The organism is Bradyrhizobium sp. OAE829 (assembly GCF_040546575.1).
Classification (GTDB): Bacteria; Pseudomonadota; Alphaproteobacteria; order Rhizobiales; family Xanthobacteraceae; genus Bradyrhizobium.
Genome location: NZ_JBEPOE010000001.1, coordinates 8,291,309 through 8,305,845, shown reverse-complemented (window position 1 = coordinate 8,305,845; position 14,537 = coordinate 8,291,309). Strand labels below are relative to the sequence as shown.

Annotated in this window: 23 protein-coding genes and 20 tRNA genes; 10 read left to right on the top strand and 33 right to left on the bottom strand. The window is 59.6% G+C overall.

The annotated features are described in order from the left end of the window. Window positions 1-77: 77 nt before the first annotated feature. The 5 genes from ABIE49_RS39540 to ABIE49_RS39520 all read right to left on the bottom strand — a co-directional run bounded on the left by ABIE49_RS39540 (window position 78) and on the right by ABIE49_RS39520 (window position 3,038). Window positions 78-154: transfer RNA gene (locus tag ABIE49_RS39540), tRNA-Pro, on the bottom strand. 196 nt (window positions 155-350) lie between these two features. Further along, on the bottom strand, window positions 351-845 hold the full coding sequence (locus ABIE49_RS39535; RefSeq protein ID WP_502915972.1) for a DUF192 domain-containing protein: 495 nt from the start codon (window positions 843-845) through the stop codon (window positions 351-353). A gap of 165 nt (window positions 846-1,010) precedes the next feature. Next, window positions 1,011-1,676 carry a cold-shock protein gene (locus ABIE49_RS39530; protein ID WP_192735791.1) on the bottom strand — a complete coding sequence of 222 codons (666 nt, stop codon included), beginning with the start codon at window positions 1,674-1,676 and terminating at the stop codon, window positions 1,011-1,013. 199 nt (window positions 1,677-1,875) lie between these two features. After that, complete coding sequence (locus ABIE49_RS39525) at window positions 1,876-2,637, bottom strand: SIR2 family NAD-dependent protein deacylase (RefSeq protein WP_192735790.1); 762 nt, start codon at window positions 2,635-2,637, stop codon at window positions 1,876-1,878. 164 nt (window positions 2,638-2,801) lie between these two features. Beyond that, complete coding sequence (locus ABIE49_RS39520) at window positions 2,802-3,038, bottom strand: hypothetical protein (RefSeq protein WP_192735789.1); 237 nt, start codon at window positions 3,036-3,038, stop codon at window positions 2,802-2,804. A 193-nt stretch (window positions 3,039-3,231) separates the two neighbouring features. Here ABIE49_RS39520 and ABIE49_RS39515 point away from each other — a divergent pair, with 193 nt between their 5' ends. Beyond that, on the top strand, window positions 3,232-3,399 hold the full coding sequence (locus ABIE49_RS39515; protein ID WP_192735788.1) for a hypothetical protein: 168 nt from the start codon (window positions 3,232-3,234) through the stop codon (window positions 3,397-3,399). Between the two features lie 432 nt (window positions 3,400-3,831). Here ABIE49_RS39515 and ABIE49_RS39510 read toward each other — a convergent pair whose 3' ends face one another. Further along, the gene (locus tag ABIE49_RS39510; protein ID WP_192736132.1) at window positions 3,832-4,017 is read right to left on the bottom strand and encodes a hypothetical protein; all 186 of its coding nucleotides are present in this window, start codon (window positions 4,015-4,017) and stop codon (window positions 3,832-3,834) included. A 605-nt stretch (window positions 4,018-4,622) separates the two neighbouring features. Here ABIE49_RS39510 and ABIE49_RS39505 point away from each other — a divergent pair. Next, window positions 4,623-4,769 (top strand): hypothetical protein, encoded by a 147-nt coding sequence (locus ABIE49_RS39505; RefSeq protein WP_192735787.1) that lies wholly within the window; start codon window positions 4,623-4,625, stop codon window positions 4,767-4,769. 48 nt (window positions 4,770-4,817) lie between these two features. Here the strand turns inward: ABIE49_RS39505 and ABIE49_RS39500 are convergent, their stop codons facing one another. After that, a complete protein-coding gene (locus ABIE49_RS39500) occupies window positions 4,818-5,114 on the bottom strand; it encodes a putative quinol monooxygenase (RefSeq protein WP_192735786.1) in 297 nt (98 codons plus the stop codon). A 137-nt stretch (window positions 5,115-5,251) separates the two neighbouring features. Here ABIE49_RS39500 and ABIE49_RS39495 point away from each other — a divergent pair, with 137 nt between their 5' ends. Beyond that, window positions 5,252-5,449, top strand: a complete 198-nt coding sequence (locus ABIE49_RS39495) for a hypothetical protein (protein WP_192735785.1) — start codon at window positions 5,252-5,254, stop codon at window positions 5,447-5,449. 202 nt (window positions 5,450-5,651) lie between these two features. On the opposite strand, the gene ABIE49_RS39490 is transcribed toward ABIE49_RS39495, so the two are convergent. Further along, window positions 5,652-5,780, bottom strand: a complete 129-nt coding sequence (locus ABIE49_RS39490) for a hypothetical protein (protein WP_283815167.1) — start codon at window positions 5,778-5,780, stop codon at window positions 5,652-5,654. A 173-nt stretch (window positions 5,781-5,953) separates the two neighbouring features. Here ABIE49_RS39490 and ABIE49_RS39485 point away from each other — a divergent pair, with 173 nt between their 5' ends. Then, entirely contained in the window at window positions 5,954-6,178 is a 225-nt protein-coding gene (locus ABIE49_RS39485; RefSeq protein WP_192735784.1) for a hypothetical protein, read from the top strand. 69 nt (window positions 6,179-6,247) lie between these two features. Here the strand turns inward: ABIE49_RS39485 and ABIE49_RS39480 are convergent, their stop codons facing one another. Continuing rightward, window positions 6,248-6,385: a hypothetical protein gene (locus tag ABIE49_RS39480; protein WP_192735783.1), complete on the bottom strand. Its 138-nt coding sequence runs from the start codon at window positions 6,383-6,385 to the stop codon at window positions 6,248-6,250. An 899-nt stretch (window positions 6,386-7,284) separates the two neighbouring features. Beyond that, window positions 7,285-7,782 (bottom strand): hypothetical protein, encoded by a 498-nt coding sequence (locus ABIE49_RS39475; RefSeq protein ID WP_192735782.1) that lies wholly within the window; start codon window positions 7,780-7,782, stop codon window positions 7,285-7,287. Between ABIE49_RS39475 and ABIE49_RS39470 the strand changes: the two genes are divergently transcribed. The 3 genes from ABIE49_RS39470 to ABIE49_RS39460 all read left to right on the top strand — a co-directional run bounded on the left by ABIE49_RS39470 (window position 7,781) and on the right by ABIE49_RS39460 (window position 9,498). Next, a complete protein-coding gene (locus tag ABIE49_RS39470) occupies window positions 7,781-8,233 on the top strand; it encodes a VOC family protein (RefSeq protein WP_192735781.1) in 453 nt (150 codons plus the stop codon). The genes ABIE49_RS39475 and ABIE49_RS39470 overlap by 2 nt on opposite strands. A gap of 153 nt (window positions 8,234-8,386) precedes the next feature. Then, window positions 8,387-8,509 carry a hypothetical protein gene (locus tag ABIE49_RS39465; RefSeq protein ID WP_354067328.1) on the top strand — a complete coding sequence of 41 codons (123 nt, stop codon included), beginning with the start codon at window positions 8,387-8,389 and terminating at the stop codon, window positions 8,507-8,509. A 344-nt stretch (window positions 8,510-8,853) separates the two neighbouring features. Beyond that, entirely contained in the window at window positions 8,854-9,498 is a 645-nt protein-coding gene (locus ABIE49_RS39460) for a glutathione S-transferase family protein (RefSeq protein ID WP_502915971.1), read from the top strand. Between the two features lie 3 nt (window positions 9,499-9,501). On the opposite strand, the gene ABIE49_RS39455 is transcribed toward ABIE49_RS39460, so the two are convergent. Next, window positions 9,502-9,756 carry a hypothetical protein gene (locus tag ABIE49_RS39455; RefSeq protein ID WP_192735779.1) on the bottom strand — a complete coding sequence of 85 codons (255 nt, stop codon included), beginning with the start codon at window positions 9,754-9,756 and terminating at the stop codon, window positions 9,502-9,504. 31 nt (window positions 9,757-9,787) lie between these two features. Next, window positions 9,788-10,045, bottom strand: a complete 258-nt coding sequence (locus tag ABIE49_RS39450) for a PilZ domain-containing protein (protein WP_192735778.1) — start codon at window positions 10,043-10,045, stop codon at window positions 9,788-9,790. Between the two features lie 248 nt (window positions 10,046-10,293). Between ABIE49_RS39450 and ABIE49_RS39445 the strand changes: the two genes are divergently transcribed. Next, window positions 10,294-10,368: transfer RNA gene (locus tag ABIE49_RS39445), tRNA-Glu, on the top strand. A gap of 104 nt (window positions 10,369-10,472) precedes the next feature. Here the strand turns inward: ABIE49_RS39445 and ABIE49_RS39440 are convergent. From ABIE49_RS39440 to ABIE49_RS39430, 3 genes are all read right to left on the bottom strand, one after another. Then, window positions 10,473-10,548: transfer RNA gene (locus ABIE49_RS39440), tRNA-Trp, on the bottom strand. Window positions 10,549-10,713: 165 nt separating this feature from the next. Continuing rightward, window positions 10,714-10,791, bottom strand: a tRNA-Gln gene (locus ABIE49_RS39435). 4 nt (window positions 10,792-10,795) lie between these two features. Next, window positions 10,796-10,872, bottom strand: a tRNA-Glu gene (locus tag ABIE49_RS39430). A 7-nt stretch (window positions 10,873-10,879) separates the two neighbouring features. Between ABIE49_RS39430 and ABIE49_RS39425 the strand changes: the two genes are divergently transcribed. Next, window positions 10,880-11,191, top strand: coding sequence for a hypothetical protein (locus ABIE49_RS39425; RefSeq protein WP_192735777.1), 312 nt, complete (start codon window positions 10,880-10,882; stop codon window positions 11,189-11,191). A gap of 1 nt (window position 11,192) precedes the next feature. On the opposite strand, the gene ABIE49_RS39420 is transcribed toward ABIE49_RS39425, so the two are convergent. The 18 genes from ABIE49_RS39420 to ABIE49_RS39335 all read right to left on the bottom strand — a co-directional run bounded on the left by ABIE49_RS39420 (window position 11,193) and on the right by ABIE49_RS39335 (window position 14,064). After that, window positions 11,193-11,266, bottom strand: a tRNA-Gly gene (locus ABIE49_RS39420). Window positions 11,267-11,336: 70 nt separating this feature from the next. Further along, a tRNA-Pro gene (locus tag ABIE49_RS39415) sits at window positions 11,337-11,415 on the bottom strand. Window positions 11,416-11,422: 7 nt separating this feature from the next. Continuing rightward, window positions 11,423-11,501: transfer RNA gene (locus ABIE49_RS39410), tRNA-Arg, on the bottom strand. Window positions 11,502-11,529: 28 nt separating this feature from the next. Continuing rightward, a tRNA-Asn gene (locus ABIE49_RS39405) sits at window positions 11,530-11,605 on the bottom strand. 190 nt (window positions 11,606-11,795) lie between these two features. Then, window positions 11,796-11,869, bottom strand: a tRNA-Gly gene (locus ABIE49_RS39400). A gap of 15 nt (window positions 11,870-11,884) precedes the next feature. After that, window positions 11,885-11,969 (bottom strand) — tRNA-Tyr (locus ABIE49_RS39395). A 74-nt stretch (window positions 11,970-12,043) separates the two neighbouring features. Beyond that, window positions 12,044-12,119, bottom strand: a tRNA-Arg gene (locus ABIE49_RS39390). A 25-nt stretch (window positions 12,120-12,144) separates the two neighbouring features. Then, a complete protein-coding gene (locus ABIE49_RS39385; RefSeq protein ID WP_192735776.1) occupies window positions 12,145-12,681 on the bottom strand; it encodes an HNH endonuclease in 537 nt (178 codons plus the stop codon). A gap of 55 nt (window positions 12,682-12,736) precedes the next feature. Then, window positions 12,737-12,812 (bottom strand) — tRNA-Asp (locus ABIE49_RS39380). 40 nt (window positions 12,813-12,852) lie between these two features. Then, window positions 12,853-12,935, bottom strand: a tRNA-Leu gene (locus tag ABIE49_RS39375). A 48-nt stretch (window positions 12,936-12,983) separates the two neighbouring features. Continuing rightward, window positions 12,984-13,069 (bottom strand) — tRNA-Lys (locus ABIE49_RS39370). 43 nt (window positions 13,070-13,112) lie between these two features. Beyond that, window positions 13,113-13,256, bottom strand: coding sequence for a hypothetical protein (locus ABIE49_RS39365; RefSeq protein ID WP_192735775.1), 144 nt, complete (start codon window positions 13,254-13,256; stop codon window positions 13,113-13,115). Window positions 13,257-13,273: 17 nt separating this feature from the next. After that, window positions 13,274-13,347 (bottom strand) — tRNA-Ile (locus ABIE49_RS39360). A gap of 6 nt (window positions 13,348-13,353) precedes the next feature. Then, window positions 13,354-13,428, bottom strand: a tRNA-Val gene (locus tag ABIE49_RS39355). A 5-nt stretch (window positions 13,429-13,433) separates the two neighbouring features. Continuing rightward, window positions 13,434-13,508, bottom strand: a tRNA-Val gene (locus ABIE49_RS39350). A gap of 4 nt (window positions 13,509-13,512) precedes the next feature. Continuing rightward, window positions 13,513-13,597: transfer RNA gene (locus ABIE49_RS39345), tRNA-Leu, on the bottom strand. A 31-nt stretch (window positions 13,598-13,628) separates the two neighbouring features. Next, a tRNA-Thr gene (locus ABIE49_RS39340) sits at window positions 13,629-13,703 on the bottom strand. Between the two features lie 166 nt (window positions 13,704-13,869). Beyond that, window positions 13,870-14,064, bottom strand: coding sequence for a hypothetical protein (locus ABIE49_RS39335; RefSeq protein WP_192735774.1), 195 nt, complete (start codon window positions 14,062-14,064; stop codon window positions 13,870-13,872). A gap of 118 nt (window positions 14,065-14,182) precedes the next feature. Between ABIE49_RS39335 and ABIE49_RS39330 the strand changes: the two genes are divergently transcribed. Continuing rightward, window positions 14,183-14,533 carry a hypothetical protein gene (locus ABIE49_RS39330; RefSeq protein WP_192735773.1) on the top strand — a complete coding sequence of 117 codons (351 nt, stop codon included), beginning with the start codon at window positions 14,183-14,185 and terminating at the stop codon, window positions 14,531-14,533. The last annotated feature ends 4 nt before the right edge of the window (window positions 14,534-14,537 follow it).

Below are 14,537 nucleotides of genomic sequence, written 5' to 3'. Positions count from 1 at the left end.
AGATGCGCGTTTGAGCGTTTGGCAGGCGCGGCGGGCTTGGGAGCCAGTAAAATACCAAGCCAAATCAATATCTTGTTTGGTCGGGGCAGCTGGATTCGAACCAACGACCTGCAGTACCCAAAACTGCCGCGCTACCAGGCTGCGCTATACCCCGTTTGGTGCTGGGAATGGACACGTCGATACACGCTTGGACCGCCGCCAGCAAGGCGCTGGGCGGCCTGGCGTCGGCTCATTGCCGGGGCCCGTTCTAACTTTGCATGGGGTTGTTTTCGATATTTTGTGTCCGGGCCATGAGCGGACCGCACATGGCGCGCCGAACGGGCGCAGGAACGCGCTGGCGGCTCAATGCCCTATCGGCCGTTGAACAGGGGGTGCGCCACCCTGTCGCCAGGCCTGATCCCGTATTTCTGTGCCGTGCCGGCGATCACCTCCAGCACGCCCTTGGCGAGGCCGCCCGACGAGATGATCTTGGTCGACATCGGCTCGGTATTTTCCGCGATCCGCAGGATGCGGCCGTCGGCGCCGATGAAGATCATGTCGAGCGAGATGTAGGTGTTCTTCATCCACATCGATATCTGCTGTTCGGGCGAGAAATCGAACAGCATGCCTTTGCCGTCGGGCAACTCCTTGCGGTGCATCAGCCCGGTTTCCTTCTCCTTCTCGGTCGTCGCCATCTCGACCGAGAACACCTGCACGCCGGATTTGGTGACGATCTCGAGCGGCTGAAAGCTGGCGGCTTGCGCGATTGGGCTTGCGCCGAGGCTGACAAGCAGGCCCAGCGTTGCAAGCAGCGACGTCGTCAGTCGCCCGCGCAGGACGGGCGCAACCATCGAAACCAAATTCATCACAACACTCACGCCGGACATCAGGATGATCCAGGGGGATTTAGGGGCTATTGCCGGGAAATCCTAACCCGATGATTGCGGCAAAGGCCAGAGGCCGGCGCACGCACACGCTCCGTCCGGCTCACGATTCCGTCAGGTGACAGGCCGGACAGCGGATATGGGCAGCTAGTGCGACGACAGCGCCGACGGCCCGGTCTCGGGGTGGATCTCGGCGGCCATCATGCCCTTGGAGCCGGGCCCGAACCGCACCAGCACGTACTGGCCAGGCCGCAACTCGGTCATGCCGAAGCGGCGCAGCGTTTCCATATGCACGAAGATGTCAGGCGTCCCTTCGCCGCAGGTCAGGAAGCCGAAACCGCGCAGCCGGTTGAACCATTTGACCTGCGCGCGCTCCAGACCTGAGGTCGGCGTAACGCTGACATGGGTCCGCGGCGGCAGCATCTGCGCCGGATGGATCGCAGTGGACTCATCCATCGAGACGATGCGGAAGGCCTGATAGCCCTTGGCGCGTTGCACGCATTCGACCACCAGCCGCGCACCTTCATACGCGGTCTGATAGCCATCGCGGCGCAGCACCGTGACGTGCAGCAGCACGTCGGGCCAGCCATTGTCGGGAACGATGAAGCCGTAGCCTTTCGAGGCGTCGAACCATTTGATGACGCCGGAAATTTCGACCAGGTTCGCAGCAGCTTCACCGAGACCAGAAAGAGCATCCATTCCCGGATCGCGCTCGGCGCCGGCAGAATATTCACCTGGTCCAAGCCTGTTCTGCCCTGTCCCGCCTGACGGCGGCCCCCCGAGCTTCTTGGACTCAAATCCGTCCGACCCCATGACCCCGGACCTCACACATTCAAATGCGGCTCGCTATCGCCGTAGCGGACCGGAACACGCGCCCATCCATGACCACTCATGACAACGCCGCGCGAATCTCTCGAATCAAAAGATAACACTCCCGCATGCGGCGCATAGCTAAAAAAACAATTCAGGCGGGAACTATGAACAGGCTTGCAAGCCTCGAATCAATTGCAGTTCAATTGCCTACAAACGGTCCAAGCGTCTCTCCGATGTCGTGCCGGATCACGAGATCGGCGACATCGTCCTGTTCCGTCGGCTCGTTATTGATGATGACGAGCTTGGCGCCGCAGTTCTTGGCCATCAGCGGAAAACCTGCGGCCGGCCAAACCACTAGCGAGGATCCGATGGCGAGGAACAGGTTGCAATGCTGGGCCAGTTCCGTGGCACGGCGCATCGCGTCTTCCGGCATTGCCTGTCCAAACGAAATGGTCGCGGTCTTGACCGGTTCGTCGCAAACCGTGCAATCGGGCGCTCCGCCGGTCTCGTCAAAGCGCGCTTTGACCCAGGGCAGATCGTAGGCCTGCCCGCAGCCAATGCAGCGGGCGTAGGTGGTGTTGCCGTGCAGCTCGACCACGTCGTCGGCCTTGAAACCGGACGTCTGGTGCAGATTGTCGATGTTCTGGGTGATGATCGCGGGGATTTTGCCGGCCTTGTAGAGCGAGGCCAGCGCCCGATGTCCGCGACCGGGCTTCGCCGCAGCAAAGGTCGGCTCCATCGCAAAGCGCCGCCGCCAAGCCTCGTCACGGGCGTTGGAACTGGCGACGAACTCGTCGAAGGGAATCGGACGATTGCGAGTCCACAATCCACCAGGCGAGCGGAAATCGGGAATGCCGCATTCGGTCGAGATGCCGGCGCCGGTAAAGGGAACGATGGACGATGCCTCGGCGATCATGTTGCCGAGCTGTTCGACGCCGCTGCGAAGGTCTGGTGCGATCACGTGAGCATCCGATTTTCAAAGCGTTTCCAAGCGGAAGCCTGCCCCGCAACGGAAAACACGTCAAACAAAATTGGCCGCGCCGACGATAGCGGGGCTAATCGGATCGGCTGTTCAGTGAGCCCCGCACAACCGAACATCAGCCGCGCGCCACCAGGCAGGCATCATCAAGCGGCTTTGGCGACAGGTTCCTTGGGTTCCCGCACCTCTTCGGTCTTCTTGACCTTGGCGACGGGCGCGCTCTCCGTTTTCTTCGCAGGCTTGCCGTATTGTGCGAGTTTTTCCATTTCCGCCTCGAGCTCGGCGCGGCGTGCGGCGACCTTCTCGAACAGCTTGTCGGTGGCGTGCTCGCGCAGTGCGGCGAGCTCTTCGATGCTCAGTGAATCCAGATCGATCTTTGCCATTGGAACCTCCGGTTTGCTTGTCGCTACCGGGTAGGTGCGCAAGCAACAAGCGGCGCGCGGGCCTTATCCACCGCCATCGCTTTGCAAACAGACGACCACAATCCCGCAACGCGGCTTCCCAATTCACGCCCCAATCGCAACCGTCAATGGCAACCGGGACGACTCAAAAACACGACTCCAAAAAGGATGGGCAATGAACGAACAGGACGACAGGCTCGCGCGTGCGCGCGAGGAAATCGCAGCACGCGTCGCGAGCTTCAAGGCCACACAGGAAAAATTCGAACGCGAGCGCGAGGAATATTACGCCGCCACGCTCGGCAAAGCCTGGAGCGGATTTAACCGCCCTTCGTTCTGGAGATAGCGCTAAAATCCCAGCAGCAAAAAGCCCGGGGCGATGCTCCGGGCTTTTTCCTTATCAAGGCCGCTGCCAGACGGAACCGGCAAGCAATTTCGTCAAAAAAATCTGCAGAGCGCCGGGAACGAACCCTGCGGATGCGCGTTCTCAGCCCAAGTGCAGCAACCTTGCCAGAGGTGAAAGCATGAAAGACCCCGTCAGCATCTTAGGAGGCTGGCGGGGTTTTCATTTCGCGGCTGGCCTCTGCCATCCAGAGCGGCCACGCCAGACCAGGCGCGAAGGAACCAATCGCAGCCCCGGGAATTTGTTCCCGAAAGAGGTGCAACGATGCCCCCATGGCTGGAAGTTCTGCTGAACGTGATCGCGTTTGCCGGCTTTATCGGCATCGCCAAATATCACAAGCCGCGCGGCGAAAAATTGCCGGACCGCTAGAGGACACTAGTTCGCCTTGTGCGGCTCTCCCGCCGTCCGGACCAGCCTGTCAGCTTTCACCAGCACATGTCCGGTTTCCGGTTGCGACCGCAGTGAAAAACTGATGACGACGAAGGCCAGGCAAAACAGCAGCCCGACCACCATCACGCGTCGGTAGGTCGGCTTGTCAGCGTTATGAAACGAAGGGACCATGGCTGCTTCCTCGAGCCATCCCTAGCGCAACCTCTGATAAGCACAACGCAATCCCGGTCTTAACCTAACTGAATAGGGTTATTGGATCTCCGGAAAGGGATCGTTGACCTCGCCGGTTCACGCGCACCCGCACCGAGCGTGTGCGCATGCACTTGTCCGCAGCAAATCCACAGGCAAATCACAGGCCGCAAAACGGGTTTTCCGGCGTTGCGCCCGGTACTTGCTGCGCACCCGTCCACACCCCCGGCGGACAAGACCGCATCGAGCTTTCTCTTCGAGCGGCATACGCATCGGCACAGCTTGGACTAGCCCAACATGGTCAAACGGATCTGCCCACACGTGAAGCGCTGCGCCAGCGATTCCGAAATGTCGGAAGCAAGACTCCTTTTGTTCTTCGAAGAACGAACAGGGGGCACGCTCTCTGGACCGGCTGCCCCTTAAGATCGGGTTACCTCGCGAGCGCTCGCCGACAGTAAACCGCATCGTGTCCCTCGCCGCCTCCCGCCAGACCGGCCTGATCGGAGCGCTCCGGGCACGATCGCTGTTCGCATCGTCGTGATCGAACCTTTTTGACGCGATTTGCACCTATCCGAAAAGGTGCTGATATGACCCAGGCAGATCACTACCGCGACCAGTCGATCCGAGCCAAGCGTTTGGCGCGCGCCGTCAAGGATCCCGAGGCCTCGAAGAAGCTTATCGAGATGGCCGAGGAATTCCGGCTCTATGCCGAACGGTTGGAAAGGATCCTCTAAGGCCCATAGGCGACATGACGCGTTGCGCGTTCGCGGCTTGCAGCGCGGCTATCGCGGAATTGATTCCGCGCGATAGATCCTGGTCCCGGTGGTTTCGACGATCCGGCCCTTGAGCGATCTGACGAAGGCCTTCGAACCTTCAACGGCGAAGTGGGTGCGCAGGGCATCCTCGTCCGCCCATTGCTCGAAGAAAAACAGGCGCATCGGATTCTGGCAGTCGAAATGGACGTCATGCGAGATGCATCCGGGCTCTGTGCGCGAGCGCTCGACATGGTCAAGGCAGGCGGCCAGCACCTCCTCAAAACTGTCCTCACGCGCCAGAATACTGCCTGTCACCAAAATCATTTCGGCTTCCCTGCCCTTGTTCGTTTGGGCGTACCGTCCCTTGCTCCGCTCGGCAATTAACCCAATTCGCCGTTAACCCCATCTCTTTACAAAGTGTAAACGAGCGCCTGCCAGCTTTTGGCCAGGAGGATAATCTCATGCTTGTTTATCCCGTACCTGTTGAAGTGACGCAGGCCAGAATCCAGCTCCTTGTCGACCAAACCGCCAAGGCGCCGCCCAATACGATCAACGAAGACCTCAAGGCTGTCTACGACGCCAAGGCGCAGGCGCAGCAAGCGCAGATCGAACAACACGCCCAGGCCGAGCCAACCCCATTGGTCGACGTCAAGGTCTAGCCCATCGGAAGTGAGCCAGGTCCCTCGCGTTGCCGGCGACATGCCTGCCGCAGGGCGACAGGCCCGTGCGACCGACAATTTCTTTTTCTGCGTTTAATGCGGAACGATGGCGATCGCCGACCCGCGCTCTGTGCTGGGATACTGCGTCCGCCATTCGACAATCCGGCGGCCTTTCCGTCCCGATGAGGCCCCTGCTTGCAGCCTATTTGGGCGGCTGAAGGCCCGGGCTCGTGGCCCATTTGTCCAGGTTTTCGATCACCCTCTCATAGCTCGGGCGCTTGGGAGGTTTTGAGTCCTTCGGAAGTTTCGGAAGCTTGATTTCCTTGTCCATGACCGCACTCCTTGTCACGGAATCTACTCCCAAGCATGCCTGATATCAACACTTAACCTATTGATTTTATTTTCATATTTTACTCAACTGACTTTCTCTTGGCAACTGAAGGAACCAAAGCGAACTGCTCCGAGTTAGGCACTTACTCATTTGTCTAAGGTTGAGGCAGGCACATGACCGACATGCGGGGCGAACGCTTACAAATCATGCTCTCTCCCGAAGAAATGACCGTTCTCGACGACTTCCGCTTCAAGCACCGGATGCCAACCCGCGCGGCGGCGGTGCGCGAACTGTTGCGGCTCGGACTGACGGTCGCACCGACGGATGGCGACGGCCAGAAGTCGAGCCATTACGGCGTGTTTAACCGCGGCTCTGACGGGCACCGGGAAGAAGCGTAACTGCGACCTGAGGTCGACGCATCCAACTAGGTTGCGCTTTAACGCCGTGGCGACGCGCGCGACCAAACCTCAGGCCGCGCGTTTCGGACGGTCCTGCTGCGCAAAATACTCGAGTATCTGAATGCGGATTTCTTCGGCGATCGGGCCTTCGACCCGGCGCATGCGGTTCCAGAGCCTGATGATTTCGCGTTGTCTCTCGATGTCCATGAATCAACCTCCAAGGAATGGTTGAGTAGAACATAACAAGAACATCTTCGCAAGTGCCCCGTGCATCAGCTGCACGCGAAAATCGGTTTGAACCATTTGCGCGGTGCGGTGACTTATGGATGAGTAGTCCCCCAGACACTCATCCCCATCAGAAAGCCCTGCTTCCCCCGAGCGGGGCTTTCGCTTGTGTAGCTAACCCCGCGTGCGCTTCTCGCTAATCGTGGACGCTGGCCACCGAATAGAGTTCTGGCTCGAATTTTTCCGCGAGCCTGCCTGCCGCCATCATGTGCTCTTTGCATTCGGGATTGCGCTGCGTTCCTTGAGAAAGCCCGCGCAGCCCACGCAGACCTGGTCACGCCCGGCGCAAGAAGCAAAACGGGTCAGCAGGCCCCGCAACATCGAGGAGAGGTTCTCGCATCGAGCATACGCGCCCAACCTTCAAGAGGGAGGTCTCGGCTCCGCTTTGTTCCCGGAGAACGAACAGAGTCCGCAATTTTGCGGACGAGCAATCGTAAATAATTGGAAAACAAAAGGCCACGCGGGCGTTACGCCGCGTGGCCTTCAGCGAGACTGTCCCCCTAGGCCCTCCAGAGATTCCATCTCGCGACGCATAATGTGCGGACGGGATTGCCTGTCCAGCCCACGGGCGAATTACCCACAGTTCAGACACACGTCGGGGGCGTAGGCCGTACTCGGGGAAAAAACCAGCAGTCCCGAGATCAGAACTCGCTTTCCGTCAATTTCCATTGCTCATTCATCATTGAACCTTTGATGGCCTCGCGTGTCTACCTATCGAAGCGTCGAGATTTGTCCCCATCTCCGCTTCTCTCAGAGAGCCCCGCTTCCCCCGAGCGGGGCTTTCGCTTGTGTCGCAGCGAAGCCGCCCGCTTCGGGTCCACTCATCGTGCGCCTCCGTTTTGCTTTTCACACCGAACATAGATCTCTCCCTTGGCCTGAAGCTTGTTCGGATCAATCAGCTTAAGCGTGATTGAATCGTTGGACCGACCATCGTCCGCAAAACCATATCCTGTACCCTTTAGTGAGCCGTCCCTTAGCCGGGTAATGCGCTTGATTTGGTAGCCATGCTCGTAAAACAGCACTGTCCGGGGTTCGACCGTCATCCCGAGTTCGCTGGACTGCTGTCCGCACGCAGCGGCGTCAGAGGCCCACTTCCCCAGCATGCTGTCGGGGAGTTGGTCGGCTGCATGAGCCGTGCCGGAGATGAGAAGAGCGCCAAGCAGGTATTTCATGCTGCCATCACTTTCCCAGCCACGCCGCCATGTAAAGGACCCAGGGTAGCGCCCAAACAGCATCATGCCCCCTGCCCCGTGGCGAATTTTGCTGCTATTCAAGCCCCGAACCAAAAACCAAGCCTCGCAAAGGGAGCCAAGAAACATGCGTTTTCTCCACACCATGCTGCGCGTCCGCAATCTCGATGCCGCGATGAAATTCTATTCTGATGCGCTGGGGCTGAAGGAAGTGCGCCGGATCGACAACGACAAGGGCCGCTTCACGCTGGTGTTCCTGTGCGCCGCCGAAGACGAAGGTCTGCTCAAGGCCTCGCCGGCCACCCGCGGCGCGCCGCTGGTCGAACTGACGTACAATTGGGACGAAGAGAAATACGGCGAAGACCGCTATTTCGGTCACCTCGCCTATGAGGTCGACGACATCTACGCCACCTGCGACCGGCTGATGAAGATGGGCATCACCATCAACCGACCGCCGCGCGACGGCAACATGGCGTTCGTCCGCTCGCCAGATCTGCATTCGATCGAGCTCTTGCAGAAGGGTGACCCGAAGCCGCCGGCCGAGCCGTGGACCTCGATGCCGAACACCGGCCACTGGTAGGCGTTTTGTTTTGACGCGTTTTCTTGACGCAAACCGGAATCCACTTCGCTTGAAAACGCTATCGTACAAATTCTTCGTGCACGTCCGCCATCCCAGCTACCGCCTGGTGACACGCGCGGACGTGCCTTTTCCCTTGGGCACATCTGAAGACGAATGAAGTTGACGCGCAGCCGCGAGGCTGGCGACGTCAATGCTGAAGTGCGCGAAGCCGTCGATCAAAACGGCTACTCGCTGTTTCGTATCGGACTGTCGCTGTCAGAGATTCCAAAAGCATAACGCTTGACAACGCGCGCGGTTTCGACTTCACGCGCAGGAACCATCGATCCGCCCGCACGTTCTCTCCTCGATTGATATTTTGGAGGAAACGAGGATGGGACGAGGAATTTTGTTGTGGCTGTTGGGCGTGCCGATACCGATAATCCTTCTGTTGTGGTTGTTCTTCGGCCGCTGACGGCAAGCGTAGGTGAAATCAGGCTCCGTCGCGATGCGGCGGAGCCTGTTTTTTGTTTGGTCCAAGTTTTGTTTGGTCCAGGCCAAGGCGGCCCGCGCTTTTTTGCTGATCTTCCGCTATGAACCGGTTGCACGAAGATCACCGCAGGAAAAACGCTGGGAGCAAAGACGTGGCTGACAACAAACAACAACTCACCATCTGGGGCCGGGCCAATTCGGTGAATGTTCAAAAAGTGCTGTGGTGCCTGTGCGAGCTCGATCTCGGCTATGACCGGATCGATGCCGGCATGCAGTTCGGCAAGAATAATGAAGCGCCCTACCTTGCGATGAATCCCAATGGCCGCGTGCCGACGCTGATCGACGGCGATTTCGTGCTGTGGGAATCCAATTCGGTGATGCGCTATCTCTGTCTCGCCTACGGCCAGAATTCGCCGATCTATCCGCAAAGTCCGCAGGCCCGCGCGGCCGTCGACCGCTGGCTGGACTGGACGCTGTCGACCCTGCAACCGGTGGACCGGCCGGTGTTCTGGGCGCTGGTGCGCACGGCGCCGGAAAAACGCGACATGGTCCAGGTCCAGAAGGACGCCGACGCCGAGGCCGTGCAATGGCGGATCGTCGACGCACAAGTGGCAACGCGCCGCTATATCGAAGGCGATCAGTTCACGATCGCCGATATCGCGCTCGGCGCTTTTGCGCGGCGCTGGTTCGGCGTCGAGGGCGTCACCAAGCCGAAGCTTCCGAACCTCGAGCGCTGGTTCGCGCAGATCTCGGAGCGTCCCGGATTTATCCAGTTCATCGCACCGCCGATGACGTGACGCTCAGCGCGACCGAGCCGATGTGCCGGCCTCGATACTGATGGCACCGCCGACCTTCGCGCAGGTCTCGGTGCCCTCGACCCTGACGAATCCCGCCCCATATCCCGCGCATGGATTGCTTGATGTCGCTCCCTTCAGCGGAAGCAGCTTGCCCGTAGGGGCGGTCTTGCCGGACTTCTGATGGCCGGATGGTTCGGCGGCCAACGCCGCCACGCCAGTCAGCACCAGAACAGGGATCGCAAGGAAGGATTTTCGCATCCCGCCTTTTATCGTCCTGCGCCGCGGGGCGCTAGCGGACGAACTTGATGCCGACCGACTTGCCGCGGCGCCAGACGACTTCGCAGTTTCGCCCCGTGCGGGCGTCGCGCGAAAACGCCAGCTTCAGTTTGGCGGGCAGCGTGTTGGGATCGTCGATCGTGACCTTGGCGCCCGTCGTGGACATGTCCTGCACCACGCATGGGCGCGCCGCGAAGCCGCCGTCCAGCGTGATCCACCCGGATTGATGCAGTGATTTGCGCGACTCGCGCTTTTTTGTGCCCAAGGCCATGTCAGAAGTTCCCCTGCCACCAGCCTAGTCCAGGCGGCTTTAAAATCCGTTGCAAAACACCGGATGTTTTGGCCGGTCCGCCCTTGCCGGCGCAGGCCGGAAGCGCCCGGAAAAAGGCGGTTTCAGGCCGCTTGCCCGCCCGGCAAAACGCCACTATACGTTCGCCGGTCGCCGGCCTGATCCAACCTGATTATCGGCGACCAACACGGCGCATCATGCTGTAAAGCACTGATTTTCCGGTTGTTTTTGCTCCCTTCGTCTATCGGTTAGGACGCCACCCTTTCACGGTGGAGAGAGCGGTTCGATTCCGCTAGGGAGCGCCATCCCGTTTTTCGGCCTTTGAAATCACTGGAAGCCGTGAGCGCCTACCGCGCGCAAACTAATTCATTTCCGGACCCGGCAATCATTCCTCACTGCCGCGGAAAAATGGCGGGAGAACCAGGCCTCGAACCTGGAGCCTCTGGTTTTGGAGACCAGCGCTCGTCCGCTTGAGCTTCACTCCCCGGCCTGTCCCCGACCCACGGTGCTGCCCCGCGTTTTCCTGCGCCACAAGCAAGCGTCCTCGCTGATAGACGAGGTCGGAAGGCAATGGGTGGCTCGTAACGGTTTCGAACCGTCCTGTTCGCCGTTATGAGCAGCAAACCCTCCCAGAGGCCGAGCGATGGATTTGGTGAGCGCGGCTGGATTCGGACCAGCGGTCACCGGAATCAAAGTCCGGCGCCTTGGACCAACCTGGCGACGCGCCCGCAATGGCACTCCCTACCGGATTCGAACGGGTGATCTTCACCGTGAATGGGTGTTATCCTGGACCGCCAGACGAAGGGAGCGGCTACAGTGATAAAGAAAGCGAAGAAGACCAAAAGGGCGATCGCGAAAAAGTGGAGACCGAAATCGGCAAAGAAACGGCCGCTAACGCAACGGGAAAAGTCGGTCGCTGCACGGCTTGACGAGCTTGGTGTCACCCATGAGGCCGCCGAGCAAATGCGTGAGATAACCTCGGAGATCGACCGGCTATTTGGAGCCGGACCGAAGCTGCAACTGAACCGAAGGCTCACCGCAGCGCGAATCGCATTCGAAGATGGGATTCTCAACTCCAATGGTATCAAGGACAGCGTCGCGGCAGCCAGGAAGGCGGCTGACTTGTGATTGGCGCGGGCTGCCGGACTCGAACCGACTTTGCCTGGCTGGAAACCAGGTGATCAGCCTATGACCCAAGCCCGCGTTGAAAGAACCAGCGTGCGCGTGTCGCTATTCTGGTGCGCTACGCGAGCGCCCCGGCTAGTCGATGATGTGGTCAGTCTGGCTGGATTCGAACCAGCGATCCCCTGCTTCCAAGGCAGGTAGGGACGGCCAGGCTCCCCTACAGACTGTCAACTTTGGCCGACCTGGAGGGACTCGAACCCCCGCCCTCCGCGTTCGTAGCGCGGCGCTCTGAATCCAACTGAGCTACAGGTCAACGATGGTAATCGGCCGACAAACGGCATTGGCTCCCGCCCACGGTTTCGAACCGCGCTACCCCGGTTAACAGCCGGGCGCCCTCACCGAGACGGCTCGACGGGAATGAGATGGTGGAGAGTGCGGTACCGCCCCGGCCGCTTCGATCTTGCAAGGATCAAATGCACCCTTGTGCACTCCCCGTGATGGTGTTCAGAGTCAGTGCCGCCCTGACCTCCTCGGCATTTCAAACCGATGCTTTCACTGGATTAGCTTTCTGGACGGCGAGCTGCGTAAGGCACGCAGTTTCGCAAGATGGCGCGGACCAGCGGAATCGAACCGCTATCAATGCGCGGGCAGCGCATGGCACTCCCAATATACCAGGTCCGCGAAGCTCCCGAAGGATGGTGGGTAACCGCGGAATTGAACCGCGCGTGCGCAAAGGCGCAGGCTTTACAGGCCCGCTCAGTCACCTGACTTGGCGTTACCCCAAAATGTCTCGAAGGCCTGCCGTAGAAGCGAAACCGTGCGCTGGCAGTAACCGCACGTTCTGGAAATCAATCCTGGCCACCACGATAGGACTCGAACCTACATCCTCGACCTTCGGATGGTCGTGCTCATCCGGTTGAGCTACGTGGTGGTGACCGCCGGCCGTGGCCGGCGGCTTATTTCTCGAGTTCGACATCCCAGTACAGGAAGTCGCGCCAGGTCTCGTGCAGGAAGTTCGGCGGGAAATGCCGCTGCGCCGCCATCAGTTGATGCACCGTGGGCTCGAACGGCTTCCGGCGGGGCTTCTCCAGCCGCGAGTCCTTGCGCATATTGCAGGGGCTGCATGCCGTTGCGATGTTCTCCCATGACGTCATGCCGCCGGCGGCGCGCGGCAAGACATGGTCGAAGGTAAGATCGTTCGGGCGGTGCGGAACGCTGCAATATTGGCAAACGAAGTGATCCCGGAGAAACACGTTGAACCGGGTGAAGGCAACCCTGGTCGGCGGCCGCACATAACAGCGCAGCGCGATCACCGACGGCAACTTCATCTGAATCGACGGGCTCCGGGCGACCTCGTCGTATTCAGCGACGACGACGTGAGATCCCTTGACGACCGCCTTGATGGCGTCTTCCCAGCCGAACAGGCTGAGTGGAAAGTAACTCAGCGGCTGGAAATCCGCGTTGAGCACGAGCGCGGAGCAATTCTGGAACATGAAAACCTCCTCGCGTTGATGCTGATGACGGAATTCTTTCAATGTGAATTCGCAGTGGCGCTCCTGACGAGGATCGAACTCGCCACAACTCGATCGACAGTCGAGCCCCGTCACCAGCTGGGTCCAGGAGCATTTTGAGAGCAGTTTGAGCGCATTTTGAGTTCTGCAAAATGGTGCGGCCGCCGAGACTCGAACTCGGATGCACAAGGCGCGCGCCCCTCAAGCGCGGGTGTCTACCGTTCCACCACGGCCGCAGCGTTGATCTTGTGTGATCCTGACCCGGTCAGGAATCTCTTTCGAAGTGGAGGACCAGGTCGGACTCGAACCGACGGTGACTTGCGTCGACGGATTAAGAATCCGTTCCCTTGGCCGCTGGGGGCACTGGTCCTTGATTGGAGGATCCGGGTGGTTTCGAACCACTTGCGCACGGCTTAAAAGGCCGCTCCATCTCCAGTCAGGTTTAACGCTCCGGATCCATCGTTGTGATGGTTTGCGGCGGCCAGCCGCGCCGGTTTCGCAGAACGTGCCTTGATTGCATCGCTGCGTTCCGTCACAGGCGAAAAAGCGATGGTCATGTCGGCTTCCTTTCGATTGGTGCTCCAGTCAGGAATCGAACCTGCATCAACCGCTTATCGAGCGGCCGCACTGCCATTGTGCTACAAGAGCGTGAGTTGGTGCGCTTTCACGGAATCGAACCGCGGACAACCGCCATGTCGCGGCGATACTCTGCCACTGAGCTAAAAGCGCATGATTGGTACCCCCGGCTCGGATCGAACGAGCGTATGTCGGTGCGTAAAACCAATGCCTTACCGCTTGGCTACGGGAGCGTGATGGTGCGAGCGGAGGGAATTGAACCCCCACGGGCAAGCCCGTCGCAGTCTGAGTGCGGTGCGTCTACCAGTTTCGCGACGCTCGCATTACGTATTGAAGATCACACTCGACGATTTTGGTGCTGACGGGAGGGCTCGAGTCTCCGCGCTTCGGTTTACAAAACCGCTGCTCTCCATCTGAGCTACGCCAGCCTGAAAAAAATTTACAAACGGCCGGGACAACCCCGGCCAATAGAAATTGCTTCGCTGCCTGAAACCACCGTTTGCCGCCCCACCAAAGGGGACCAGTACCGGATCAGCGGGCCATCTTATGTCCTTGCAGGGACGGCCATCCTGAATTCGAAATCGCTTCATGTGATCAAGCGTCCTCACGACGCCGGCAATTATCCGCCGGCTGCGCTCGGTTGATGTAATCGAGATAGACTTGCTCGGCCTCGGCCTCGGAAATGCCCCGGCGCTGCGTCACGATGCGTACGAAGGCATGCGCCACCGGCGAGGATAAAATCCTCTGGCGGTCACGGTCCTCGAGTCCTGTGGTGCTGTCGCGGGTCATCTTCGCTCTCTGCCTTGAGGCAGAGGGTAGATTCCCGCTGCCGATTTACGCTCTTGCTGTCCTGGTGGTCCCGAGATTTTGGGGCGCCAGATAGCTCGGACCTTGCTTCGCCACGCACATGCGCGACCAATCGCACGGCCGAATAAACGGCAGCGCGGCGGCGGCTTTCGCGACGATATGTGAGCGTAGGCTCAACATGGCTTCGGTCCTTAAGAGCGCCGGCGGATTCCGGCGAAGGGGCGTTGGTATGCGCAGAAGATTTAAAATTCGTCAAGAGATCGAAGTGAATATTTTTCTGAACGGCATCGCGCTTGTTGAACCATTCCGCCGCGTCGTCGCGGGACAACCGCCTCAAAATAATAGCGATTTGACTCGTTCGCGCCGGTTCGCTTTGCTCTCGCACGTGATCGAAAAAATCCTCATCAGCCGGTACACTTTCTCACTCCAGGGATTGTTGGAGCGTGAATAAAAAT